Origin of the sequence: Proteus appendicitidis, from assembly GCF_030271835.1 — a bacterium.
In the GTDB taxonomy this organism is placed as follows: Bacteria; Pseudomonadota; Gammaproteobacteria; order Enterobacterales; family Enterobacteriaceae; genus Proteus; species Proteus appendicitidis.
This window is the reverse complement of the sequence record NZ_CP127389.1, coordinates 1,548,390-1,572,420: the sequence shown is the minus strand read 5'-3', so window position 1 is coordinate 1,572,420 and position 24,031 is coordinate 1,548,390. Positions and strand designations below refer to the sequence as shown.

The following is a 24,031-nucleotide window of genomic DNA, read 5'->3' as shown; positions in this document are numbered from 1 at the left end:
ATTAGATTCTTTCTTTTGCTGTCTTAGTTCTATGACATGGAATACATAACGACTGCAGATTGTCTTCTGCATCGGTACCCCCATGTGCTTTAGCAATGATGTGGTCCACCGTTTTTGCTTCAGTGGCTCGTCCTGCTCTTAAGCACTCTTGACACAGATACTTATCACGCTTGAGTATACGTGCTCGTAACTTATCCCATTGGGTACCATAACCACGTTGATGACGAGACTTACCACGCTGGTGGGTTTCCCATCCTAAGTTCTGATGATCTTCACAGTAACCGTTACGTTCTGTTGTTGTCTTGGCGCATCCCTGTTTACGACATGCGCGAGGTATGCGAGGTGGCATGCGATTTCCTTTAGTCTATTAACCTGATGTATCTACTGAGAATTTTAATTGCATAGTGTTATCTGACATCGTTTAATCCCTCAATAACAATAGGTTCACCACCTGCAATCTTGGCCCACTTATTCTGTTCTGGAAGCAATTCTTTAAGTTGATTATCGATAGATTGAATTGATTCAATTAACACTGGAACTTCATTGCAATCAAAGAGCATGTATTCATTACGTTGATCGTTGTAAGGATTCCAATACTCATTTATTAAAACGGAAATATGTTTTAACTCACATTGTCTGATTTTAATTAAAGAATGTATTCTTCTGGATAGATACACATCACGACCTATCGCATCATAGTTAATCTGATCATCTGACATAATGTTCTCCAATAAAAAAGCCACCAGCTATTAACTGATGGCTATCTATATAAACTCTATCAACGCCACTCAATGAATGACGTTTGTAGAATTAATAATGTCTCTCCATTGTCACGCCGTTTCTTCTCTCATAGCTGACGTTGCTACTCGTACTAGAACTGAGTGGATTCATTGTTTTTGATTCTCACTATGCGCTCACTGTGAGGAAATGCAGGTCATAGCTAACATAGGAGACAGCGACAATGCGGCGCATAAAAAGCCCCTCTATTGAGCGAGGCGATTGTTTTCTAAAAACTTACGTTGATTATTAACAGATTGGCTTACTGGATATTGGTAATCTATTGTTTTCACACATACTAGTGAAAGCCCTGTGAGCGCCCAAACTCACAGGGTTCTTTTTATCTACTTACTTCAATTTCCCGTATTGCTTTCTTATCTAAAAAATCCACTTACAGAGATAAATCAGACCTTCAATTGCTCCCCATCCGAGCACTGCACATACAATACCGAGAATAAGGAAAGCTGATGTGTAATCGTTAGACATAATTACTCCCTACCACACTCCGTTCTAATGTAATCCTGCAACCCTTTAATCATTTGCTCTGACTGTGCAATTCGCTCTCGGAGTAACCAATAATTTCTGATAGCGGTGTCAGTAGGTCGGGCGGTGGTTGCATCATCCATGCTGGAGGTGGAATTACGGGTGCTCTTTGGACACTCGGATTTGATATACACCCGTTCAGGATTACGCTCACTAATATCACGCAAGCGACTAATTTCATTCTTTGCATTAACAAGCTCCTGTGTGTGTCTTGTATCAAGTTGATTTAGTCGCTCTATGCGTACTTGATAGTCAGTATTGATAGCCTTTTGCTCTTCGAGTGTGGTAGTCAGCTCTTTGTTATGTTCTACCAGTATGTTAATTTTTTTAGCTTGTGTATTAATCAGCACACACCCACCAGCAACAATCCCCACTATCACAACGACAATGTAAAATTTCCAATACTTCATAATTAGTACCGATGATGTGAGAGAGCTATCTGACAGCGCTTTTCTAAACTGGCTTTATCGTTAACACATAAATTATCAATTGAGAGATAAATGCCACCAGCGACTGTAATGAGTAATACAAGAATAAAGCTGATAACGATAATTAAAGGTTTCCATGACATAGTGCTGACTCCGCCTCTCTACGACTGACTAACCCTCGCCATACCTTGCCACCTGCATAAACCCAGCGTTTCATTTCTTCACAGGCACCATACTGATCACCTGCATTTAATTTCTTTAGCAATGTAGAACGTGCAAAAGCTGAAGTGCCGACATTGAATGCGAAGGAATATAGAGAAGCTTTTGTTTTATCATCTACTGGTACTTTAACCAGGACATCAACTTGCTGTTGCGTTCTGATAAAGTCTTTCTGAAGTAATTCGTCGCATTCTTGCTGTGTGTATGTCTTGCCTTGAATAATGTCATTCCCAGTATGGCCATAACAAACCGTCAGAACACCAGCAACATCTCGGTAAGGTTCATAGCGAACACCTTCAAAATAACCAATCACTGTTATCGCAATACTTACAGCACCAGCACTCGCAACAGCAGTCACTTTTTGTTTTAGGTTCATTAGATGTCCTTTTTAGCTTTAGTCAGCATCTCACCGACTATTTTTTCGATTTCTCGCGGATCACTAGAACAATTTCGATGAACCAATTCAGCAAATAATGCTGTTCGTTTTCGCTGTTCTCGTCGTGTCATCAAATAAGTTGCTAATCCAAGAAGCATGCTAAATCCCATCCCTATTACAAATCCCCATTCATACAATGAGAGACTTGCAAAAAAGGCAGTTAAGCCAGCCGTTCCGTAGGTAGCATTGGTTAATTTGTCCATGCGCATATACACCCCCTACGGAGTGTCCGTTGATGATTAATGTGAGTAAGTTAAACGTGAAAACATTAAACTTAAGTTAAAGTGATAGGTCAGCCCAATGTAATTAACCGGAGGAATGGCTGATTTACTTCGGTGTGAGAAATTAAATGACAACAAAAAATGTAAATTATAATTTTACCTCTAACGTAAAAACAGAAGAGGAACTATTAGAAGAAATTAGTGTTTTAAAGTTAATAATAACGCTTTTAGTCAATAATTTACCAACAGATGATAGGGCGTTACTTATAAAAAATTTGCAAAAATTTCCTAATCAAATAACAAGTAACTACATTAAAAATTTCAAAATAATTGACGAATGATTTCATCATACTTAACAGGCTACAGTGATAGCCTGTTTTAGAAGAAAAAAGCTTATCCTGATAACCTTCTCTACCATGAAACAAATTAATCTCTTTTGTACTTTGCTATAATAACTTCTCTTGATTCAATCATAATATTTCTTAATTCAATTCTTAATTGTTTCACTAACAAACGATCAAGACAGTCCACAAGATCAGCATCTAAGCGGGCGTATTTTTTTAATTCTTGAATTAAATTATTTACATTAATAACAAAAGTTGAAAACTTTGCTTCATATTCATCATGTTTACTTAGTAGTAAAAGTAATTTCTGTACCCCAAACTCAACATCTCTCTCTGATTCATAGGATCTTTTTATTGATCCGATACAGCTTCCTCTACGCAGTTCACAATTTAATTCTATATTTGCAATTAATATTGTTGAATCAGTTACAAACCCAGCCAAAGTGTTGCGAAATTCCATAACCCATTCATCTTTAGCTTTTAATGTATTTTGATATTCCGCCAGTCTATAATTATTTTTTAATGCATACCAAGCAATAAACGATGGAATTAGAGCAGCAAAAAAAGAACTAATCACTGTTTCCCATGAAAAAGATGTTGATACCAATATTTTAGGTAATTCTTTAATTATCACAGATAGAGTATTAGTTATTTGTTCAGTGGAATTAGACATTATTATATCCATTTAAGATTACTATTATTAAGTATAAAAGCTATACATTACAGCTAATACCAATATTTATACATTGAACACTTTTATATATTTCAATCAGTATAATACTGTTTACAATAATATTTTTCATCTAAAAGAGAATCTATTTAAATAGTCCTTTATATTCTAACTACCTGATAATTAAATCTGTAAAAGTTACTTACAAATTAATGCTTTTATTTCTTGCTCTGTTTGTTCAAAGCGCACTTTCTCAAGTTCAACTCCAAGAACTCGACGATTTAACTTTAATGCTGACTTTAGTGTTGCCCCTGATCCCATAAAGAAATCAGCAACCAAATCCCCTTCACAACTGCTAGAGCGAATAATGTGTTCCATCATGGTTGATGGTTTCTCACAAGGATGCTTGCCGGGATAGTATTGAACAGGGGGATAAGTCCAAACATCGGTGTAAGGAACATCTGCAGTCACAAAGAATGGCCGTCTTAATAAACCATATTCTTTTATTAACTCTTGGTAGTCTTTTTGTAATGTAAATTGCTCTCGTTCTAACTCACTAAAGTGACGAGATAACAGTGATAGTTTTTCTTGTTTATCAGCAATGTGTGTAAACAGTGTTTGTAACTTTTTATAGTCTTCTTCGCTAGGTAATTGCCACTGACTACTACCAAACCAATGACTGCACATTTGCTTACCTGTTGCTTGGTCTATTTCTTTTGAACTTACCTGCAGTGCTAAACGAGCATTTCTAAAATAATCAATCAGAGGCTTAAATACGTTCTGTTTTAGCCCTTTGCATTTTAAAGAAAATTCAGAACCTTTAGCTGTGACTGGTTTTTGATAATGTTCAGCAAAGAGTATTCGCTCTGTTGAAGGGAAAAAGGCACGTAGGCTTTCTTTATTTTGTCGTCGCCATGGACCTGAGGGTTTAGCCCAAATGATGTGACTTAATACATTAAATCGCCCACGAACTAGCAATTCAGTATCTGACGCCAATTTAGAGCCACAGAATAAATACAAACTGCCATTGGGTTTTAATACCCGCCAGAACTCTGCTAATACCTCATCAAGCCAAGACAGATATGCCTCAACACTATCCCACTGATTATCCCATGCACACGATTTCACTCTAAAGTAAGGTGGATCCGTCGCGATTAAATCAATGCTGTTATCAGGTAGTGTTTTTAATACAGAGAGTGCGTCGTCGTTAAATAGTTGCATCAGAAGTCCTTTTCTACACAATAAAAAAGCCGATGACTGTCAAGCCACCAGCTTTATAAATTCTTTATATTTTTTAGGCTGTACGCATATAGCTATTTCCTTGCTTTGCGACAAACCCTGCTATTTCAAACTGAGTTAATAGAAACTCACAATTTTCATTACTTAGTCCAGTTTGATTTGAAATTGCTTGTACTGTTTGCCAATCACTTTTTGAGATTGTTTCAAGTACACAACTTGCCTGCGTTGTCATATCATACTGTTTTAACATGATATTTTATACCTTTGGTCAGTTATCGTGCATAACTACACATGTAACTCTGACCAAATAGAACAGCAAGTCTTATCTTCTTTTTATAATAAAACGTCAAATTATCTTTTAGTCGTCCAACGTATAGTTGATGAAGGTGTGCTACAGGTTATATCCAAATATTTAGAATTATAATGCATATTAGTCAGTTGTTCTTTTGCAATTAATTTAGACTCATTTATCTTCATTAACATTTCTTTGCGCCCTCTTTTCTTCATGGTACCTATGAATAGTTGGATTGCTTACAAGATATTGGTTTAATAAAACATCAAACGATCACATTTTCACAAATAGACTTTAATTAATTACGGGCAACAAACAAAGATTATTTATTCTAATTTACATATAGTTATATATATTTTTAAAAAAGTTACCCAATATTTATCCACAGGAACAGTCAGATTTGTACACTTGCTTAGTAGCTAATAACTCTTTATCTTAGATACAAGAAAGCCCGCTAAGAGTACCAGTCCTAGCGGGCTTCTATAAAAGGCTATGAATAATGATGTCTCTTTTATTCGTTACTAGCACTTTTCTTTGTCACTGAGAATATTAGTCGCTTATCCAGCCTAAGTAAAGAGACCATAATTAGGATCTGTGCATGCTAGTTTTATCCTTACTCTCATATTTCATGAAACTCATGAAGATAAAGGTGAAAGCTAATTGGAGTTTATCCGTTGGCTCATTTAACACAAGGCTTTATATTTCAGTTAATACTGAAAAAAAATAATATATCCAAAGGGGAATTAATTTCCCCTTTTTTTATTAAAATTTCTAATGACCATAAATAAGATAAAAGTAATTAAGGAACGCATGAAAAAAGAAAACCACGCCGAAGCGAGGTTTCATCCTATAAGTTAGGTGACAACGTATTCACTCTTATCACATTAGCACCCAAAATTCGTAACGAAAAGCATTTAACTATCAATTGTTGTTTTATTTGTCCATTCATCCATTTCTAAAACTGCACCAGTCATAATTAAACAAGCATCAATAAAGGTTTCAGCTATCATAAGTTTTTGTCTAATTTTACCCTCTGAACACTTCATATCCCTTGCGATTGCTGATTTTGAAATATTCTTTATATAATGTTTTTCTATCAAATCGTATTCGTCTTTTCTTCCTACTTTTATTAATTGGCCAACCGCTGAATCAATAATTATCCCATCATCATCACAGCAAGAAACGCGACTCTTATTTGTGCTTGGTAATAATCCTTTAAACCCTGCAGCTATTGGTGAGTAATCCACACTATCCCCCTCATTCGCTGACCACGCTCCCCAACGCGATAAAACTTCCTGTATATCTCTCATGCCTAATACTCCTCGTGCCGTACACACGTTAAATAAATGCACCTATGCCTAATGAACGGTTTAAAAAATGAAATAACAATTCGAGTTGATTGCCATGAATGGCTTCCCATTGTTTTGGGTTGCGATGTAACTCGTCATGGTGAATGCGACATAATGGAATAGTGAACAAGTCGTGAGCTTTCGTTCCCATACCGCCCATGCCATGCCCTATAATATGGTGCGGATCATCAGCCTGTTTCCCACACACGCAACACGGTTGAGTCTTTACCCATTGGAGCCAGTCGGAGCTTTCCCAACGTTGCATTTTAGGTTTCAGGAGAAATGACGCTGGTGGCTCCGGATCGACAGATACTTTAATAACCGGCTTTATCGCATCTAGACGCTCATTCATTGCAGATAATGCGGTTACGTTACTAGGGATAATGTCAGCTTCAGAAAAACCGCCATGCACTCTGCGTTCTTCTTGTTTATCTGACCAACTCAAAATCTGACGTAATATCGCTTCTGGTAATTCACCGACCAAGTTATGCATAACCGCAAATGAGAAAAAATCAGGTATCGTCAGCTGATGGGCACTATCTAATCTCAAGCGAAAACGAACAGTGTCTAGCATCCAATTGATACGATTTTTATGAGCTAATTCAGCAACCCACCCAGCAGATGAATTTCGAATATGATTATCATGATGCCAACAGGTGCGGATCACCCCAGCCTCGTGAAAGGTCGTCACTAATTCATGGTGATGGTAATTATCTACATCATTATCAATCTGGCAGCATTTGATATTACGGATAACCCATGTATCCATTGGTGCCACTTTATCAATTGTGTGAATCACTTTTTTGCTGTTAAGAAATTGAACAATGTGCTTATTGTTTAAAATCGGCTGTTCATCACCCGTTAATGCACCTGAGGGCAACACATCTAAACTTTTAGGCACATCACTGATAATCACACGATGGTGCTTCTTAAATTGCTCGAGTAATTCAGCGCCTGGTTTAAGTAATACAACGCCCAGTTCAGGTTGAATGTAGGGAGTTAATAATAATTTCATGCACTCACCTGTTTATTCAACATCACCATGCGGATCAGTTCATCTGTTTTACTCTCAAAGAAATGGGGTTGGATTTCACGAAGATTATTAGGACTGCTCATGTCCTTTCCAAGCTGACAACATCTAGCAGTAGAAATAGGCGCTCCTGTGATCTCAGGAGCGGTCGAAATTTCATCAATAACAATTAATCCATTCATGTTATTTCTCTCCACTTTTACTCGTGACCGTACATCACGCTTTTACTATGCTGACGAATGGTTATTTCAAGCTTCCCGCCTTTAATAACGTCCATCCATTCAACATCCATTTTTTTAATCTGTTTATCATCGCCCCATACACCCGCATGAGTAAGCGCATCAAAAGGTGCTTTTAAGAAATTATCAATATCTCTAGCTTGCTTAGTTGGTGGATATAATTTCACTGAAACAAACAAATCACTCTCAATAGCTTTAGGTCTACGCTTTAATTGTTCATAGACTGCTGCAATCGTATTTGCTCTAAAGGCTCGCCCTTTTGCACTGACCAAGGTTCCTCTCTTTGTGTTTCTCCAATAGGTGTTCACACTAGGTGGAAATGGCAATGTGAGCATGAGTTCAGGCATAAGTCCCCCATAAGCCAATCAGTAATGTCACTACAAACCAAAACCCAACAAACAAAATGTATTTAGTTAGCATTACTGAACCTCCTGCGACATTTCAGTCGCTTGTTTCCAAATGCTGTTCCATGCTTGACGACCAGAAAACTCACTCATACGGCGAATACCTGTCTTACCCGCTAATTCAAGTGCGATCTCTTCAATACGGTTTTGAGGTTTAGAACGAGAGCCAATCAGGCGTGAGAATGCGCTGTCACGTTCAACGGTATCAACTTGAACCTTTGGCTCATCCTTTGGCTTTTGGCTACGCACGATCAGCTCATCAAAGTGTTTACGTAATTTACGAGGGCTTAAAATGTTTTGGTGCCAGAATGAATCTTTGTTGGCCCAATCGAACAAGGCACAAATTTGCTCATGAGTACGTCCATCGATTTGACGCATCAAACGAATATCGTTCGCCCAGTCATACCAAGTAGGCTCTAGCGCGGATGGATTTAGTTTTTTAACACGACCAAACATCCATTTTGCTGTTTTCAAATCACCTTCATCACCCCATTTTTGGAAGTTAGCGCTGTAAATCACGGCTTCGGGATAACGAGTTAAAAAATCATTTTTCGGCTGGTCGCTGGATTCGCCAGAATTCTGCGACGAATGATCTGTTTCTGTTGTACTCTCTGAAGTAATCTCTGTTGTATTCTCTGTAAGAACAGGCCATTTTGACCCGTTCAGAGCAGCGCATTTTGAACTGTTTGAAGATTTCAATTTGCGCTTATCGATAAGGTCATTTTGAACTGTTCGATTAGATGAGTTATCACTGTTCGATTGGGTCATATTGACCTCATCGGTCAGCAAGTGGTGATCGTAGTTAATCGCATAATAATTAGTACGGTCATGGTTCGATTTATTGATTTGCTCGATGCGTAAAACGCCCTGCTTTTTCAAATTAGTAAAAGCACGTTTAATCGTTGATTCAGAGAAAAAAGGAAATTGATTCTTCCACTCTTCGACTGTGTTATAAATCCAGCGTGAGCCGTCATATTCAACACCTGAAGTAGTTTCAGTTAGCCAATATTGAATTTGCTGTAACAGCATTGCCTCATTTAAACCAAGACGTACCGCTAATTCAGGAATAACGACTAAAGGGCGACTTTTTAGTAATAATAAACTCATCTTGCCACCTCATTACTTAATACGTGTGTACTTCTCTTTAAATCGTTGCAAGGGTTCACATTGCGGATCGTCACAACCATCCAGCATAAAAATGACTCGCTGTTTTTCTCTGTCATAACGAACAACATGAACAACGATACCCCTGTGATTTTTGTAGTAGCGATCAAGTTGGTTTGGGTTCTCATTGCTCATTGCCCCGCTCTCCACTTGAAAAATAAAAATCAGCCCATGCCTTTTTAAGCGACTGTCTATCTACCAAATATGCAGGTTTCTTGTAGTTGTCTGGTTGTTCGTCAGACGCTATGATTTCTACATAGCGAAATGACTGACTACCCGAGACAGGTAAACAACGGAATTGCTTTTTAGGTATTAAATGCGCTAATCTACTCATGCTAATTTCTCTTCACACAATTGAAATTTGCAAACCGAAGCCAGAGGCCGTACACCTTTGGCTTCACCCTTTCTGGATATAGCCATCTTTAATTTCTCTTTTGATGCAACGAAACAAACGCATTCATAAATGTGCGGATCTGTGAAATTAATCCATCCAGCATCATTTTTATCTTTTGCTCTTCTTCGTTATCAATAACGCCATCAGCCAAGCTATCTTTCATAAATAACGCTAAACGCCCCTGCATTTCGTCAACACCACTACGCAGCGCAAACAATTCCGTCTCATCCAGTTCAGCCGGACTAATTCTGTCAACGAGTAAACGATTTGATTCGCGAGCGACAAATTCAGCAAATAAAACGGTCTTAGAAATATCTTGCATCGCTAACAACTCATTTAAATCAAATGAGCGACAACCGTTTTTCTCATAAAGCTTGTTATTGAATGACGTTAAAGACAGACCCAGTGCTCCAGCCATTGCCTCACGCCCACCAGCTGTTGCCTCACACATTTCTTTCACTACCTGTTTTATTGATTGGTTACTCATTTCCTACCACCATTGATAAATTCTTGTAGTTACAAATTCAGAGAATAAGAAGTAACTTATTTGTGATTGCTGAACTTCTTCGGATATAAAATTTGCATTTCTGTTAATTCACCGTTGAAAAAAGCAACCAGTCGCTCTGCGACCTCTAATGAGGTTTTTTGGGCGCCTCTTTCAATACGGCTAAGATTTCCTACATCAATTTGAACAGCTTCAGCTACTTTACTTAACGTAAGATTTTGCTTTATTCGCAAAGTTCTTAATGGTGTTTGCATTACGCCTCCTAATTTTGCGTTTTAAGCATAATATAACACCAACTCAATTTGCGCAATTTACTTTGCAAATAACGCAAAAAGGATTTGTAATTACGGCATGGAAATAGGAAAAAAAATCAGATCAATCCGCTTAGAGCGGAATATGACAATTGCCGAGCTGGCTAACGCTATTGATAGCGATCCGGGTAATGTGTCTCGTCTTGAAACAGGTAAACAAAAATCGTTTACTGAACAACAATTAAGAAAAATTGCTAACGCACTATCAATATCTTTACTTGATTTATTTTCAGATGGTGATAATCATACTGTATATAAACACAGTGATTTGAATCATGACGTAATAAACGAGGATCTTTATAAAGTGCAACTACTTGATATTAGCGCGAGTGCAGGACCTGGTTGCGTGAGAACAAGTGATGTCATAGATGTCATTCATTCCATTGAATATGATACAGAGCAAGCTAGGTTACTATTTGGTTCTCGCCCTGCGCACTCAGTAAAAGTTATCAATGTTCGTGGTGATAGCATGTCGGGTACAATAGAGCCCGGCGACCTTATTTTTGTTGATATTTCGATAGATTATATTGATGGTGATGGTATTTATGTGTTTTCTTTTGATGGAAACATACACGTAAAACGCCTTCAGATAGTTCCCGATGAAATAATTGTTCTCTCTGATAACCCTAAATATACACAGTGGAAAATAAATAGTTCAAATGAGCATAGATTTTGTGTTCATGGGAAGGTTTTAATCAGCCAAAGCCACGAATATAGACGCCACGCATAACAAAACTATCATTTGCATAAACAGCCTGAACATATTTCAGGCTTTTTTTTGCTTGCTTATTTGTAAATTTCGCAAATTAATATTGCGCAATATGCAAATTTGCATTATTGTTATCTCAGATAGCAAGTTTGTATACAAAGTAAATGATTTTTATGTGTGAAGAGAACGAGTGAAGAGAAACAATTGTGTGGAGGGAAATTGGCGTGAGTAATACTACTAATGAAAAACAAAATATCAGGATCTATGCCTTAGTCTTTCATAAGAACGCGCTAACTCTGTCAACCGACAATATTTATGAAGATTTTTGGTTAGAACTACATAAAACCGTCGGTTGGCTTAAGTTTGTAAAACATAGTGAAGAATCTGAATTTGTTAAGAACGGAGCACTGTTTGTAGCCACTGAACTGCGTCCGGTATCTGATTCAACCCCTTACCCAATAGTTGAAGCACGATGTGTTTTGTGGCGTCAGCGGGAAGCTCTTTTAAGCGCTGCAAATACCCTTTCCTTTCTTCTGGGTCAGGAACGTTTAAAGTAATGAAATCACGAATTTCATTTAATGTTTCATCATGCAGTCTGACAGTAATCACTTTGAGAGAGGTGGATATACTACCTTCCTCTGTAAGTAAATTTACAGCATGTCTAGTAGCTTTTACTAATGTAAGTTCAGGAAATGCACCAGCCATTACATCAATTACTCCGCCGGTTATCATTTCCTCTTCACTAAGATATGCAATATTTTTTAATAAAATATCATTATCAATGTCAGAAAGATCTGTCGGTATATTTTCAGGTTGAATTGTATTGGGATAATCCTGTACTGCAACTTCTAGAATTCTTAGTTGTAATGCTCTGTTAAAACCTAACATCTTAATATTCTCTTGGTTGTGTAGGAACTTCCAAGATTACCACCACCGCCTGAGGTGGCAAAATAATCAGGCACAATATTTGAAGTGTGAATCCATTTTTATTTTTTATTAGCAACACCAGGGAAATTTAATCTCGATTAATTCGAGAGGAATTCTTATTACCTAAAAATTGTGTGGAGAGAATAATGTCTTATATTGCAACAGCAACAAATAAACATTTCTATTATCTCGATGTACGGATCGAGGATATAGATATTCAAGATATTGCCAGTGGCCTTGCTAATGAATGTCGTTTTAATGGTCAGATTGATAATTTCTATTCTGTTGCTCAGCATTCTGTATATGCAAGTTATTTAGTTGCACCTGAATTTGCTTTAGAGGCCCTACTTCATGATGCCAGTGAAGCCTATGTAAAAGATCTGCCATTACCGCTTAAAAAGCTATTGCCTGAATATAAATTAATTGAATTACGTGTGGAAAAGATAATCCGCAAAAAATTTGGGCTACCTGAATCTAAATCTGATGCGGTTCATTTTGCTGACTTAATGATGCTAGCCACAGAAAAACGTGATTTAGAAATTGATATGGGTAGTAACTGGTTAATGCTTGAAGGTATTCCAGCAAGTGATTTTGTTGTTAACCCACTAACACCACCACAAGCAAAAGCCTTATTCCTCCGCCGTTTTAATGAACTTTATAAGGGAACTGAAAATGGCTAACGGATCAGTAAACAAAGTAATTCTTATCGGCAATTTAGGTCGTGATCCTGAAATTCGTTATCTTCCCTCTGGTGGTGCTGTTGCCAATTTAGCTGTGGCCACAAGTGAAAAATGGCGTGATAAACAAACGGGTGAAAACCGCGAAAAAACAGAATGGCATCGTGTTGTTTTGTTTGGAAAACTTGCAGATATCGCCAGTGGCTATTTGTGCAAAGGCTCTCAAATTTATATTGAGGGCCAACTACAAACACGCGAATGGGATGATAACGGTGTTAAACGCTATACAACTGAAATTGTTGTAAAAGTTGGTGGTTCGATGCAGATGCTAGGTGGCGCTAGTAAATCAGTAGGTTCACAACCGGCACAGCAAAGCCTGCCACCAGCTCAATCTCAAGCCAAAAGCAATAAGCCACCAATGGATTTTGAGGATGATATTCCCTTCGCACCGATTGGGCTTATGTATCCGCACCATTTAATTAACGTGATTTAAAGGACATTTTCAAAGATGCAAATCAGAGATAGATATAAAAATTTTCAAAAATGCACTATAGATTAGCTGTTATGGAAAATGTGATATAAAACAAACAATATTACAAATAGAAAAAGGTAGTGAAGGTTGATTTTACAATAGTAACAAAGTTACATGCGAAAATTGCAGATACACTGGAACTATAGAAGTTGTGGTAGATGTATTTTTTACTGATGCAGATACAATACACTATCTTTTTATAAGGAGAAGTTATGTCTAAAAACGAGATAATAATTACCATTTCTTTTATGGTGTTATTTATTATTATATCCATTAGTATATTTTTTATTTGGGATATTGATAGTGGCAGTCGATGGGGAACATTTTTTAGTTTCACATCGACATTTAGTATTTTAGCTACTATTTATATTTATAAAACGCAAGAAAACACAAGAAAAATAGATAATGAAAATGAGCTATTAAGTTTTGAAATCATATATAGAAAAGAACTAAGAGATAATACAAGAAAGATGATGAACGAGATTAATCTAATAATAATAGAACTGAAAGATAAATATAATATATTCATTACGGAAAGCATGGATGGTGTTGAAAAAAGACTTTTTGAATTATCTCGTAATAATATAAAAATAAAATTAACTTTACCATTTTTTCGGAAATACACTTCAGACTTAAATTTATCCAGAATAGCACAACTCGACATGAATTTATTTAACACAATAATGTATGAATCATCATATATAGAATCAATAATAAAAAATATGAGTAAACTTAAAGATGTATTAGAAAGTGATGACCAAAGTAGAAATTTTATTATATGCATGATTATTCATCAAATTCATGGTGATAATTTAGCACTAAGAAAAATCATGTTATCTCATAATTACCTTTAATAATATAAAATAAATAGGCTTACATAATAAATAATCACTAGCATCAACTAATATCTATTTAAACTGTGTACGGACAGTGTGGAGAGAAAAATATGCAAATGTTGACTTTAGAGGAGTGGGCACAAGAAAGATATAAAAGTCGCCCACCAAAGTTAGGAACGCTACAACGATATGCTCGTGGTGGCCTGTTCTACCCACCAGCAAGGAAAGAAGGTGGCATTTGGCGCGTGAGAGAAGATGCTGACCTTGTCGGTAATTTGACATCACCGGTTATCAATAACAACGATAACCCTATTTTACAAAGGATCCTCAAAGATGGCTGCCAGACCTCGTAAAAATAACGTCAATATCCCTAATCTTTACCCATTATTTAGTCGTAAAGCTAACAAGGTTTATTGGCGTTACCGCCATCCTGTAACAGGTAAATATCATGCCCTCGGTGATAATGAAGCCGAGGCGAAAGCAATAGCCATTGAAGCTAACACAAGGTTAGCGGAACAACGTAGCCGACAAGTTATGGCTATTGGTGATCGGGTGGCAAAAATTAAAGGTAAGGAAATCACGGTTAATACTTGGTTGGATAAATACTGGATTATTCAAGAAGAGCGTTTAAAAGAAGGTGATATAAAGCCGAATACTTATAAACAAAAAAGGAAGCCGGTAGATTTAATGAGGCAAGCCTTATCCATGAAACCATTACCCGCTGTTGATGCCAGAGATATTGCTGAAATTCTGGATGAATATAAATCTAATGGTCAGCACAGAATGGCACAAGTTATTCGCTCTGTTTTAATTGATGTATTTAAAGAAGCGCAACATGCAGGTGAAGTTCCTCCCGGTTATAACCCTGCCCTCGCCACTAAACAACCGAAACGAAAAGTAACTCGCCAACGTCTTAATTTTGATGAATGGAAAAAGATATTTGAGATTGCTGATAAACAACATCGTTATGTCGGGAATGCCATGTTGCTTGCGTTAATTACTGGGCAACGATTAGGTGATATTTCCGCAATGAAGTTTAGTGATATTTGGGATGACCATTTGCATATTACTCAAGAAAAAACGGGTACTAAATTAGCCATTCCATTATCACTACGTTCTGAACAATTAAATATGTCATTACGTGATGTTGTTGCACGTTGTCGTGATCGCGTTATTAGCCCTTATCTTATTCATTATTTTCATACCACTTCACAATCTAAACGTGGTGATCAAGTTACTGCAAATACACTAACGACTAACTTTAAAAAGGCGAGAAATAAAACAGATATTGATTGGGGAGAAGGAACACCTGCAACATTTCATGAACAACGATCTTTATCTGAAAGGTTATATAGAGCACAAGGTATAAACACTAAAGATTTGCTAGGTCATAAGAACCAAATTCAAACAGATAAATACCATGATGATCGAGGAAAAGATTGGATAAAAATCGTGATTTAATTGCTCAAATTTCAGGTGGTTTTGATAATTCGTTTTGATAACTTTTTGATAACCGTTTCGAAATTGACAATAAAAAACGGGAACTAATAAGCTCCCGTTAACTATTCATCAAATCAACAATTACATATGTTTGATAATCGCGTCACCAAACTCGCTACATTTCAGTAGTTTAGCGCCTTCTAACTGACGTTCGAAATCATAAGTTACAGTCTTAGCGGCAATCGCGCCTTCCATACCTTTAATGATTAAGTCAGCGGCTTCTGTCCAGCCCATGTGGCGTAGCATCATTTCTGCGGAAAGAATGATAGAACCTGGGTTAACTTTATCTTGACCTGCGTACTTAGGTGCTGTGCCGTGTGTTGCTTCAAATAAAGCACACTCATCACCAATATTTGCGCCCGGTGCTATACCAATACCACCTACTTGAGCAGCTAATGCATCAGAAATATAGTCACCATTTAGGTTCATACATGCGATAACATCATACTCTGCTGGGCGTAACAGGATTTGTTGCAAGAAAGCATCAGCGATAACGTCTTTAACGATGATCTCTTTACCTGATTTTGGATTCTTGATTTTAACCCAAGGACCGCCATCTAATAATTCACCACCGAACTCTTCGCGAGCTAACTCATAACCCCAGTCTTTAAAGGCACCTTCGGTAAATTTCATAATATTACCTTTGTGTACCAATGTAACTGAATCACGGTCGTTATCGATAGCGTATTCAATAGCAGCACGAACTAAACGTTTAGTTCCTTCTTCTGAACAAGGTTTAATACCAATACCGCAATCTTGTGGGAAGCGGATTTTAGTAACACCCATTTCATCTTGCAGGAATTTAATCACTTTATCTGCTTCTGCGGAACCAGCTTTCCACTCAATGCCTGCATAGATATCTTCCGAGTTTTCGCGGAAAATAACCATATCAGTCAGTTCAGGTTGTTTAACGGGGCTTGGAGTGCCTTTGTAATAACGTACTGGACGTAGGCAAATATAGAGATCAAGTTGTTGGCGTAATGCAACGTTTAATGAACGGATACCACCACCAACAGGCGTAGTAAGAGGACCTTTAATAGAAACACGATATTCACGGATAAGATCTAAGGTTTCTTCTGGTAACCAAACATCTTTACCATATACCTGTGTTGATTTTTCGCCAGTGTAGACTTCCATCCACTCAATCTTACGTTCTTTACCGTAAGCTTTCTCAACTGCTGCATCAACAACTTTTAACATTGCTGGCGTAACATCGATACCGATACCATCCCCTTCGATATAAGGGATAACCGGATTATTTGGAACAACAAGCTTACCTTTAGCATCTAGTGTAATTTTAGCGCCATTAGCCGGAACAACTACTTTGCTTTCCATCTACCTCTCCTTTCATGTAAGCGCACGCTTTGTTAATTTTTTGTAAGAGACCTGTCAATACTACTTGATTATTCAGCTAACGCCAATCGCTTCTCTTTTAAGGTATAATCAATCTCCCATTTTTTACAAAAATTAACTATGGCAAATCAACTTAAAAATAGCGCTAAATCGAGAAAACATCACACTCCATTCGCACAAAGAAAATCAGTGCGACCAAGAGGTGAGCGTAAAGTCATTATCTTCAACAAGCCCTTTGATGTTCTTGTGCAATTTACAGACGAAAATGGTAGAAAAACGCTAAAAGATTTTATTCCTATTCGTGATATTTATGCGGCAGGACGTTTAGATAGAGACAGCGAAGGGCTTTTAGTCTTAACAAATGATGGGAAGCTGCAAGCAAAATTAACACAACCGGGTAAAAAAACAGGAAAAATCTACTATGCTCAGGTTGAAGGCATCCCAAGCATTGCCTCATTACAACAATTTAGAAATGGATTAGAGCTTAAAGATGGCAAAACATTACCTGCACAAGTCGAAATAGTTGAACAACCCGAATGGCTCTGGGAGAGAAATCCTCCAATTAGAGAGCGCCAAACTATCCCGACAACTTGGTTAAAAATAACGCTATTTGAAGGTAAAAACCGCCAAGTGAGACGAATGACGGCTCATATCGGTTATCCAACATTGCGTCTGATCCGCTTTAGTATGGGAAATATTACATTGGATAATTTATTACCCGGCGAATGGAAGGAGATTGATTTTGTTTAAACCTAATGTGACTGTCGCGTGTATCGTTCATGCAAAAAATAAGTTTCTTGTTGTTGAAGAAACGGTCAATGGAAAAGCAACATGGAATCAGCCAGCAGGACACCTTGAAGCCAATGAAACACTGATTCAGGCGGTTCAACGTGAATTATGGGAAGAAACTGGATTAACACTTCCCGTTCAACATTTTCTTAAATTACACCAATGGATTGCCCCAGATAAAACGCCTTTTCTACGTTTTCTTTTTCTTATTGAAGCACAAGAACAATTTGCAACTCAGCCTCAAGATAGTGATATTGACTGTTGTCACTGGGTTAGCGCCGATGAAATTATTCATAGCCAGCAATTACGCTCACCATTGGTAAGAGAAAGCCTACTATGTTATCAACAAGGTGAACGCTATCCCCTTTCTTTATTAAGTAGCTTTGGAACGCCTTTTAACTAAAGAATAGAAAAGGGAAAACAAAGCATCAAAAACAGAATAAGACTTGATGCACCTGTGTCAGTGATATGGTAAAGTATGGCGCTTATTTTTCCGCAGTGAGATCCAGTCATGTCAGATAACAGCCAAAAAAAAGTCATCGTAGGAATGTCCGGTGGCGTAGATTCATCCGTCTCAGCCTATCTTCTTAAGGAACAGGGATATCAGGTCGTTGGTCTGTTTATGAAGAACTGGGAAGAAGACGACGATACAGAATATTGCTCAGCCTCTACCGATCTTGCCGATGCGCAAGCCGTGTGCGATAAACTTGGCATTGAGCTTTATACCATCAATTTTGCTGCTGAGTATTGGGATAATGTTTTTGAACACTTTTTATCCGAATATAAAGCAGGTCGCACCCCAAACCCAGATATTCTGTGTAATAAAGAAATAAAATTTAAAGCATTTTTAGAATATGCAGCGGAAGATTTGGGTGCTGACTATATCGCAACAGGTCACTATGTTCGCCGTCGTGATGTTGATGGCAAAAGCCAATTGCTTCGCGGTGTCGATAATAACAAAGACCAAAGCTATTTCTTGTACACATTAAGCCATGAGCAAATTGAACAAAGCCTTTTTCCTGTTGGTGAAATGGAAAAGCCTGAAGTCAGAAAAATTGCTGAAAAACTTGATTTAGCGACTGCAAAGAAAAAAGATTCAACCGGTATTTGTTTTATTGGTGAGCGTAAATTTACTGATTTCTTATCGCGTTATTTACCAGCTAAACCGGGTCCTATTGTCACGGTTGATGGAGAAACCATTGGTGAACACCAAGGGTTGATGTATCACACATTAGGTCAACGTAAAGGCTTAGGTATTGGTGGTACGAAAGATGGCGGAGAAGATCCTTGGTATGTGGTTGATAAAGATGTTGAGAACAACATTCTTGTTGTCGCCCAAGGGCATGAACATCCAAGATTAATGTCTGTCGGTCTGATTGCTCAGCAATTACATTGGGTATCAAGAGAGCCTATTACTGAAGCTTTCCGTTGCACTGTTAAAACACGATATCGCCAACCTGATATTGCGTGTACAGTAACACCATTAGGTGAAGATAAAATTGAAGTCCGCTTTGATTATCCTGTTGCAGCAGTTACTCCGGGACAATCAGCCGTCTTTTATCAAGACGAAGTCTGTTTAGGTGGCGGTATCATTGAAACCCGTATTCAGGAGTAGATGTGGCTAAAGATTTTCGTGATATAACGCTTGCATTGGCAGGGATCTGCCAAGCAAGTCGTCTCGTGCAACAAATTGCTTACCAAGGTAGTGCGAATGAGAGCGATGTTGAAGTCATGGTTAACAGTGTGTTTAATCTCAACCCAACTTCAACATTAGATGTTTATGGCAACCAAGTCAGCCACTTAAAATTAGGCTTTCAAACATTGAAAGCCATTCATCAGGCGGTAAGAAGAGAAAAATTAACGCTTGAATTAATGACTTACCAGCAAGGCTTAATTAATCTAGAGCGTCTTATCAATAGAAATGATGATTACAGCTCTCGTTTATCACAAAAAATTTCTCAATTAGAGCGCCAAAAAAGTTATTTTGAACCAATGTCCGAAGGTGTATTTAATGCCCTTGCGGGCGTTTATGTTGATGCAGTTAGCCCTGTTGGCCCTCGCATTCAGGTTCATGGCTCAATTGAACTATTAAAGAACCCTATTATTCAAGCTAAAGTTAGAGCGTTATTACTGACCGGCATTCGAAGTGCCGTGCTCTGGCGTCAAGTCGGTGGTCGTCGTTTTGATTTTTTACTGCATCAAAAGACCATCCTGCGACAAGCTGATGATTTTCTCGCTCAATGTTAATACTTTAAATTCAACCTGGGAGTTGCCAACAATGGAATTATCTTCGCTGACAGCGATTTCACCGATTGACGGTCGTTACGGAAGTAAAACCTCGTCGTTACGTTCTATTTTTAGTGAATTCGGTCTTCTGAAATTCCGTGTACAGGTAGAAGTTCGCTGGCTACAAAAGCTGGCATCTTGCGCCGACATTAAAGAAGTTCCAGCCTTTGAAAAAAACGCAAACGATTACCTTGATGCGATTATTGCTAACTTCAACGAAGAAGATGCAGCGCGTATTAAAACTATCGAACGCACCACTAACCACGATGTAAAAGCCGTAGAATATTTCTTAAAAGAAAAAGTGGCGACTATCCCTGCTTTACATCAGGTTTCTGAATTTATTCACTTCGCTTGTACATCTGAAGATATTAATAATCTGTCTCACGCCATTATGCTGGAAACAGCACGCCAAGAGATCTTACTGCCTGCATGGCGTGAAATTATTGATACCATTAGTAAAATGGCGCAAGAATACCGTGATTTACCATTGCTTTCTCGTACTCACGGTCAACCAGCAACACCATCTACAATTGGTAAAGAGTTTGCTAACGTTGCCTACCGTATGGAGCGCCAATATCGTCAACTAACTCAAGTTGAGATCTTAGGTAAAATTAATGGAGCAGTAGGTAACTACAATGCCCACTTAGCCGCATATCCTGAAGTCAACTGGCACCAATTTAGTGAAGAATTTGTAACGTCATTGGGTATTACTTGGAACCCATACACAACTCAAATTGAACCACACGATTATATTGCGGAGCTTTTTGATTGTATTAGTCGCTTCAACACTATCTTGATCGATTTCGACCGTGATATTTGGGGTTACGTAGCACTGAACCACTTTAAACAAAAAACTATTGCAGGTGAAATTGGTTCATCAACCATGCCTCATAAAGTAAACCCAATTGATTTTGAAAACTCTGAAGGAAACTTAGGGTTAGCCAATGCAGTTATGGGACATCTTTCTAGCAAATTGCCTGTTTCGCGCTGGCAACGTGACTTAACAGACTCAACTGTACTGCGTAATTTAGGTGTTGGTATGGGTTATGCGCTGATTGCTTATCAATCAACCATGAAGGGTCTTAATAAACTTGAAGTGAATGAAAACCATCTTCGTGAAGAATTAGACTGCAACTGGGAAGTATTAGCCGAGCCGATTCAAACTGTAATGCGTCGTTATGGCATTGAAAAACCTTACGAAAAGCTAAAAGAGCTTACTCGCGGAAAACGCATCACAGAACAAGATATGGTCGTTTTCATTGATGGTTTAGAACTACCAGAAGATGAAAAAACACGCTTAAAAGCAATGAAACCTGAAAGCTATATTGGTTTTGCCACTCAACTTGTCGATAAATTAAATTAATTTATCTTTCTAAAAAAGGCAGATAATCTCTGCCTTTTTTTATATCAAAAAATGAGAAAGCTCTCTGTAACTTAAACACGTTACCCGCTACGGTATTTTTTAAGTGATAGATTGACTATGATAACAATATATTTTTTATCTTATAGGATGACACTCATTTCCTATATTTATTTTACAACAGTGAATTTTTGCTGATTGTACTCAAGGTGGAATAATGCGGATCTTAATTATTGAAGATAATATCCTACTTCGCCATCATTTATCTGTGCAATTTCGTGATGCTGGGCATCAGGTTGATGCGGCAGAAGATGCCAAAGAAGCAGATAGTTTTATTGCAGAAGGAACACCTGATGTTGCCATTGTGGACTTAGGATTGCCGGATGAAGATGGCATTAGCCTTATTCGTAGATGGCGAGAAAATAATATTACCCTACCAATAATGGTCTTAACGGCACGAGAAAGTTGGCAAGAAAAAGTTTCAGCATTAAATGCGGGCGCTGATGACTATGTGACAAAGCCCTTTCATTTTGAGGAAATTGTTGCACGTATTCAGGCACTAATGCGAAGAAACATGGGAATTGCATCGCAAACCCTCTCAATCGAACCTTTTGAATTGGATTTATCTCGTAAAGAGTTCATGATTTCAGGCGAACAAATCAAGTTAACGGCATTTGAATATACAATTTTAGAAACCTTGATGCGAAATCAAAATAAAGTTGTTAGTAAAGATGCATTAATGCGTCAGTTATACCCTGATGCCGAATTAAAAGAGAGTCATACTATTGATGTGCTAATGGGCCGACTACGGAAAAAAATCTTAGAGAAATATCCTGATGACGTAGTGGTTACAGTACGCGGACAAGGCTACCGTTTTGATATGAAACCTTAATATGCAAAAAAAACAGCGCTCTCCACTCTCATTACGAACACGTTTTTTGCTTGCAACTAGTGCCATAATTTTGGCACTTACGCTCTCTTATGGGTTAGTTGCCATTGTCGGTTCGATTGTCAGTGTGGATAAAACCACTTTTATGCTGATGCGTAGTCAAAGTAATCTTTACTACAGCTTAGCGCAGTGGAACAAGGGCAAGCTGAATATTGAGTTTCCTACAAATCTTAATAACAACACCACCTCGTTGGTAATTATTTTTGATGATAAAGGCAATGTATTATGGACGCCTCCCGATTTACCTAAAGCCATTGCGGATAGCATTAAACATAAGTGGCGTCATGAAGAAGGCTTATTTGAGATCTCAGTCGATATCAAAACAACACGTTTAATGTTAAAGCAATTACCGCAATATCGTGTTTATCTCAAACGCCTTGAAGAATACACCAGTAATGAGTTTTTAACTCACTCCGTTGTGATTAATCATTATCCTGCCGCTGATAATATGCCTTCTATGGCGATCGCGGTTATCGATCCTATTCCTCAGCGTATGCAAAAAGCCAGTCAAGTTTGGGATTGGTTCTTATATATTATTCTCGCTAATTTATTCTTAGTTGTGCCTTTAATTTGGTTAGCTGCACATTGGAGCTTACGGCCTATAAAGCAAGTAATAGAACAAATCAGTGCATTAGAAAAAGGAATTCGCAATGATTTGGATGAAAACCCGCCAACCGAGTTAAAAGGCTTAGTCCGAAATTTAAATGTGTTATTACGTAATGAACGCAGTCGTTATAGTAAATATCGCACAAGTTTATCTGATCTTACCCATAGCTTAAAAACACCACTTGCCGTGTTGCAATCAACATTACGCTCTTTACGTTCGGGCAAACAGATGACGATAGAGCAAGCTGAACCAATTATGCTCGATCAAATAGAACGAATTTCCCAACAAGTCGGTTATTATCTGCATCGAGCATCCATTCATGGTGATCACGATATTACCACGCGAAAACTCCATTCACTGTCAGGATTACTGGATAATCTTTGTAGTGCATTAAGTAAGGTTTATCAGTCAAAAGGTGTTGATTTAACACTTAATATTTCACCTGAAATCATGTGGTTAGGTGAGAAAAATGATTTTATGGAAGTGATGGGTAATATTCTTGATAACGCCTGTAAATACTGCTTAGAATTTGTTGAAATCAATGTTAGCAATAATGAAAATAGTGTAATGATTATTGTTGATGATGACGGCCCAGGCGTCAGCCCTGAAAAAAGAGAGGCCATTTTCCAACGAGGAACAAGAGCAGATACTCTGCGTTCTGGGCAAGGATTAGGATTATCTATTGCAGTTGATATTATTGAACAATACAGTGGTGAAATTACTATTACGGATAGCCCTTTAGGCGGCGCTCGTATCACCGTAATCTTTGCTGAGCAACAACTGACGACTGAGCGTGAATAATCATTGCTGATAAGAAACTCTTTTTTAAATTACCGCTAAATATATGGCGTTATGCATGATATCTGTTCAGTTATTATCGTGTTACTCGCTATTACTCACATTGCTCAAAGGAATGTTTAGCAGGAAACTAGAATTCATTA

The 24,031-nt window shown here is 37.8% G+C and carries 34 protein-coding genes; 14 read left to right on the top strand and 20 right to left on the bottom strand.

Going from position 1 to position 24,031, the window contains the following annotated elements; translation table 11 throughout:
• Position 1 precedes the first annotated feature (1 nt).
• The 6 genes from QQS39_RS07250 to QQS39_RS07225 all read right to left on the bottom strand — a co-directional run bounded on the left by QQS39_RS07250 (position 2) and on the right by QQS39_RS07225 (position 2,612).
• Positions 2–349 carry an HNH endonuclease gene (locus QQS39_RS07250; protein WP_285805645.1) on the bottom strand — a complete coding sequence of 116 codons (348 nt, stop codon included), beginning with the start codon at positions 347–349 and terminating at the stop codon, positions 2–4.
• A gap of 58 nt (positions 350–407) precedes the next feature.
• Positions 408–719 (bottom strand): hypothetical protein, encoded by a 312-nt coding sequence (locus QQS39_RS07245; RefSeq protein ID WP_285805644.1) that lies wholly within the window; start codon positions 717–719, stop codon positions 408–410.
• Positions 720–1,265: 546 nt separating this feature from the next.
• Positions 1,266–1,730 carry a lysis protein gene (locus tag QQS39_RS07240; RefSeq protein ID WP_285805643.1) on the bottom strand — a complete coding sequence of 155 codons (465 nt, stop codon included), beginning with the start codon at positions 1,728–1,730 and terminating at the stop codon, positions 1,266–1,268.
• A 2-nt stretch (positions 1,731–1,732) separates the two neighbouring features.
• Entirely contained in the window at positions 1,733–1,891 is a 159-nt protein-coding gene (locus QQS39_RS07235) for a hypothetical protein (protein ID WP_285805642.1), read from the bottom strand.
• Entirely contained in the window at positions 1,873–2,343 is a 471-nt protein-coding gene (locus QQS39_RS07230) for a lysozyme (RefSeq protein WP_285805641.1), read from the bottom strand. Before QQS39_RS07230 ends, QQS39_RS07235 begins: the two co-directional genes overlap by 19 nt.
• On the bottom strand, positions 2,343–2,612 hold the full coding sequence (locus QQS39_RS07225; RefSeq protein ID WP_004250558.1) for a hypothetical protein: 270 nt from the start codon (positions 2,610–2,612) through the stop codon (positions 2,343–2,345). The genes QQS39_RS07230 and QQS39_RS07225 overlap by 1 nt, the downstream gene beginning before the upstream one ends.
• Positions 2,613–2,752: 140 nt before the next feature.
• On the opposite strand from QQS39_RS07225, the gene QQS39_RS07220 reads away from it, so the two are divergent.
• Positions 2,753–2,965, top strand: a complete 213-nt coding sequence (locus tag QQS39_RS07220) for a hypothetical protein (RefSeq protein WP_109400952.1) — start codon at positions 2,753–2,755, stop codon at positions 2,963–2,965.
• Between the two features lie 85 nt (positions 2,966–3,050).
• Here the strand turns inward: QQS39_RS07220 and QQS39_RS07215 are convergent, their stop codons facing one another.
• The 12 genes from QQS39_RS07215 to QQS39_RS07160 all read right to left on the bottom strand — a co-directional run bounded on the left by QQS39_RS07215 (position 3,051) and on the right by QQS39_RS07160 (position 10,508).
• On the bottom strand, positions 3,051–3,641 hold the full coding sequence (locus QQS39_RS07215; RefSeq protein ID WP_109400951.1) for a hypothetical protein: 591 nt from the start codon (positions 3,639–3,641) through the stop codon (positions 3,051–3,053).
• Positions 3,642–3,836: 195 nt separating this feature from the next.
• Positions 3,837–4,859 carry a DNA-methyltransferase gene (locus tag QQS39_RS07210; RefSeq protein WP_285805640.1) on the bottom strand — a complete coding sequence of 341 codons (1,023 nt, stop codon included), beginning with the start codon at positions 4,857–4,859 and terminating at the stop codon, positions 3,837–3,839.
• A 73-nt stretch (positions 4,860–4,932) separates the two neighbouring features.
• Positions 4,933–5,109, bottom strand: a complete 177-nt coding sequence (locus QQS39_RS07205; protein ID WP_231310469.1) for a hypothetical protein — start codon at positions 5,107–5,109, stop codon at positions 4,933–4,935.
• Between the two features lie 974 nt (positions 5,110–6,083).
• Positions 6,084–6,479, bottom strand: coding sequence for an antiterminator Q family protein (locus tag QQS39_RS07200; protein WP_285805639.1), 396 nt, complete (start codon positions 6,477–6,479; stop codon positions 6,084–6,086).
• 28 nt (positions 6,480–6,507) lie between these two features.
• Positions 6,508–7,533, bottom strand: a complete 1,026-nt coding sequence (locus QQS39_RS07195) for a DUF968 domain-containing protein (RefSeq protein WP_285805638.1) — start codon at positions 7,531–7,533, stop codon at positions 6,508–6,510.
• Complete coding sequence (locus QQS39_RS07190) at positions 7,530–7,730, bottom strand: hypothetical protein (protein ID WP_285805637.1); 201 nt, start codon at positions 7,728–7,730, stop codon at positions 7,530–7,532. Before QQS39_RS07190 ends, QQS39_RS07195 begins: the two co-directional genes overlap by 4 nt.
• A 17-nt stretch (positions 7,731–7,747) precedes the next feature.
• Positions 7,748–8,134: a RusA family crossover junction endodeoxyribonuclease gene (locus QQS39_RS07185; RefSeq protein ID WP_285805636.1), complete on the bottom strand. Its 387-nt coding sequence runs from the start codon at positions 8,132–8,134 to the stop codon at positions 7,748–7,750.
• Between the two features lie 72 nt (positions 8,135–8,206).
• Positions 8,207–9,298, bottom strand: coding sequence for a phage replication protein O (locus QQS39_RS07180; protein WP_285805635.1), 1,092 nt, complete (start codon positions 9,296–9,298; stop codon positions 8,207–8,209).
• Positions 9,299–9,310: 12 nt separating this feature from the next.
• Entirely contained in the window at positions 9,311–9,490 is a 180-nt protein-coding gene (locus QQS39_RS07175; RefSeq protein WP_099659597.1) for a DUF4222 domain-containing protein, read from the bottom strand.
• Positions 9,480–9,689 carry a hypothetical protein gene (locus tag QQS39_RS07170; RefSeq protein ID WP_098943307.1) on the bottom strand — a complete coding sequence of 70 codons (210 nt, stop codon included), beginning with the start codon at positions 9,687–9,689 and terminating at the stop codon, positions 9,480–9,482. The genes QQS39_RS07175 and QQS39_RS07170 overlap by 11 nt, the downstream gene beginning before the upstream one ends.
• 88 nt (positions 9,690–9,777) lie before the next feature.
• Positions 9,778–10,236 (bottom strand): YmfL family putative regulatory protein, encoded by a 459-nt coding sequence (locus tag QQS39_RS07165; protein ID WP_109850089.1) that lies wholly within the window; start codon positions 10,234–10,236, stop codon positions 9,778–9,780.
• 56 nt (positions 10,237–10,292) lie between these two features.
• The gene (locus QQS39_RS07160; protein WP_206449794.1) at positions 10,293–10,508 is read right to left on the bottom strand and encodes a helix-turn-helix domain-containing protein; all 216 of its coding nucleotides are present in this window, start codon (positions 10,506–10,508) and stop codon (positions 10,293–10,295) included.
• Between the two features lie 97 nt (positions 10,509–10,605).
• Between QQS39_RS07160 and QQS39_RS07155 the strand changes: the two genes are divergently transcribed.
• The gene (locus QQS39_RS07155) at positions 10,606–11,295 is read left to right on the top strand and encodes an XRE family transcriptional regulator (protein WP_109850091.1); all 690 of its coding nucleotides are present in this window, start codon (positions 10,606–10,608) and stop codon (positions 11,293–11,295) included.
• A gap of 372 nt (positions 11,296–11,667) precedes the next feature.
• On the opposite strand, the gene QQS39_RS07150 is transcribed toward QQS39_RS07155, so the two are convergent.
• Positions 11,668–12,162 carry a hypothetical protein gene (locus QQS39_RS07150; protein WP_109372913.1) on the bottom strand — a complete coding sequence of 165 codons (495 nt, stop codon included), beginning with the start codon at positions 12,160–12,162 and terminating at the stop codon, positions 11,668–11,670.
• 185 nt (positions 12,163–12,347) lie between these two features.
• On the opposite strand from QQS39_RS07150, the gene QQS39_RS07145 reads away from it, so the two are divergent.
• From QQS39_RS07145 to QQS39_RS07125, 5 genes are all read left to right on the top strand, one after another.
• Positions 12,348–12,881: an HD family hydrolase gene (locus QQS39_RS07145; RefSeq protein ID WP_285805634.1), complete on the top strand. Its 534-nt coding sequence runs from the start codon at positions 12,348–12,350 to the stop codon at positions 12,879–12,881.
• Positions 12,874–13,371, top strand: a complete 498-nt coding sequence (ssb, locus tag QQS39_RS07140) for a single-stranded DNA-binding protein (protein ID WP_285805633.1) — start codon at positions 12,874–12,876, stop codon at positions 13,369–13,371. Before QQS39_RS07145 ends, ssb begins: the two co-directional genes overlap by 8 nt.
• 251 nt (positions 13,372–13,622) lie before the next feature.
• Positions 13,623–14,264 (top strand): hypothetical protein, encoded by a 642-nt coding sequence (locus QQS39_RS07135; RefSeq protein WP_285805632.1) that lies wholly within the window; start codon positions 13,623–13,625, stop codon positions 14,262–14,264.
• 92 nt (positions 14,265–14,356) lie between these two features.
• Positions 14,357–14,599, top strand: a complete 243-nt coding sequence (locus tag QQS39_RS07130; RefSeq protein WP_036894694.1) for an excisionase — start codon at positions 14,357–14,359, stop codon at positions 14,597–14,599.
• Positions 14,580–15,707: a site-specific integrase gene (locus QQS39_RS07125; protein WP_196571483.1), complete on the top strand. Its 1,128-nt coding sequence runs from the start codon at positions 14,580–14,582 to the stop codon at positions 15,705–15,707. The genes QQS39_RS07130 and QQS39_RS07125 overlap by 20 nt, the downstream gene beginning before the upstream one ends.
• A 120-nt stretch (positions 15,708–15,827) precedes the next feature.
• Here QQS39_RS07125 and icd read toward each other — a convergent pair whose 3' ends face one another.
• Complete coding sequence (gene icd / locus QQS39_RS07120) at positions 15,828–17,081, bottom strand: NADP-dependent isocitrate dehydrogenase (RefSeq protein WP_151434827.1); 1,254 nt, start codon at positions 17,079–17,081, stop codon at positions 15,828–15,830.
• A 138-nt stretch (positions 17,082–17,219) separates the two neighbouring features.
• Between icd and rluE the strand changes: the two genes are divergently transcribed.
• The 7 genes from rluE (at position 17,220) to phoQ (ending at position 23,891) form a co-directional block, all read left to right on the top strand.
• A complete protein-coding gene (gene rluE, locus QQS39_RS07115; protein ID WP_285805631.1) occupies positions 17,220–17,849 on the top strand; it encodes a 23S rRNA pseudouridine(2457) synthase RluE in 630 nt (209 codons plus the stop codon).
• Positions 17,842–18,291: an NUDIX hydrolase gene (locus tag QQS39_RS07110; protein ID WP_285805630.1), complete on the top strand. Its 450-nt coding sequence runs from the start codon at positions 17,842–17,844 to the stop codon at positions 18,289–18,291. The genes rluE and QQS39_RS07110 overlap by 8 nt, the downstream gene beginning before the upstream one ends.
• Before the next feature lie 108 nt (positions 18,292–18,399).
• Positions 18,400–19,503: a tRNA 2-thiouridine(34) synthase MnmA gene (gene mnmA / locus QQS39_RS07105; protein WP_196571480.1), complete on the top strand. Its 1,104-nt coding sequence runs from the start codon at positions 18,400–18,402 to the stop codon at positions 19,501–19,503.
• Positions 19,504–19,505: 2 nt separating this feature from the next.
• Positions 19,506–20,135, top strand: a complete 630-nt coding sequence (gene hflD / locus QQS39_RS07100; RefSeq protein ID WP_151434823.1) for a high frequency lysogenization protein HflD — start codon at positions 19,506–19,508, stop codon at positions 20,133–20,135.
• Positions 20,136–20,166: 31 nt separating this feature from the next.
• Entirely contained in the window at positions 20,167–21,537 is a 1,371-nt protein-coding gene (purB, locus tag QQS39_RS07095; protein ID WP_285805629.1) for an adenylosuccinate lyase, read from the top strand.
• A 214-nt stretch (positions 21,538–21,751) separates the two neighbouring features.
• Complete coding sequence (phoP, locus tag QQS39_RS07090) at positions 21,752–22,426, top strand: two-component system response regulator PhoP (protein WP_109409361.1); 675 nt, start codon at positions 21,752–21,754, stop codon at positions 22,424–22,426.
• Position 22,427: 1 nt separating this feature from the next.
• On the top strand, positions 22,428–23,891 hold the full coding sequence (gene phoQ, locus QQS39_RS07085) for a two-component system sensor histidine kinase PhoQ (protein ID WP_285805628.1): 1,464 nt from the start codon (positions 22,428–22,430) through the stop codon (positions 23,889–23,891).
• Positions 23,892–24,031: the final 140 nt, after the last annotated feature.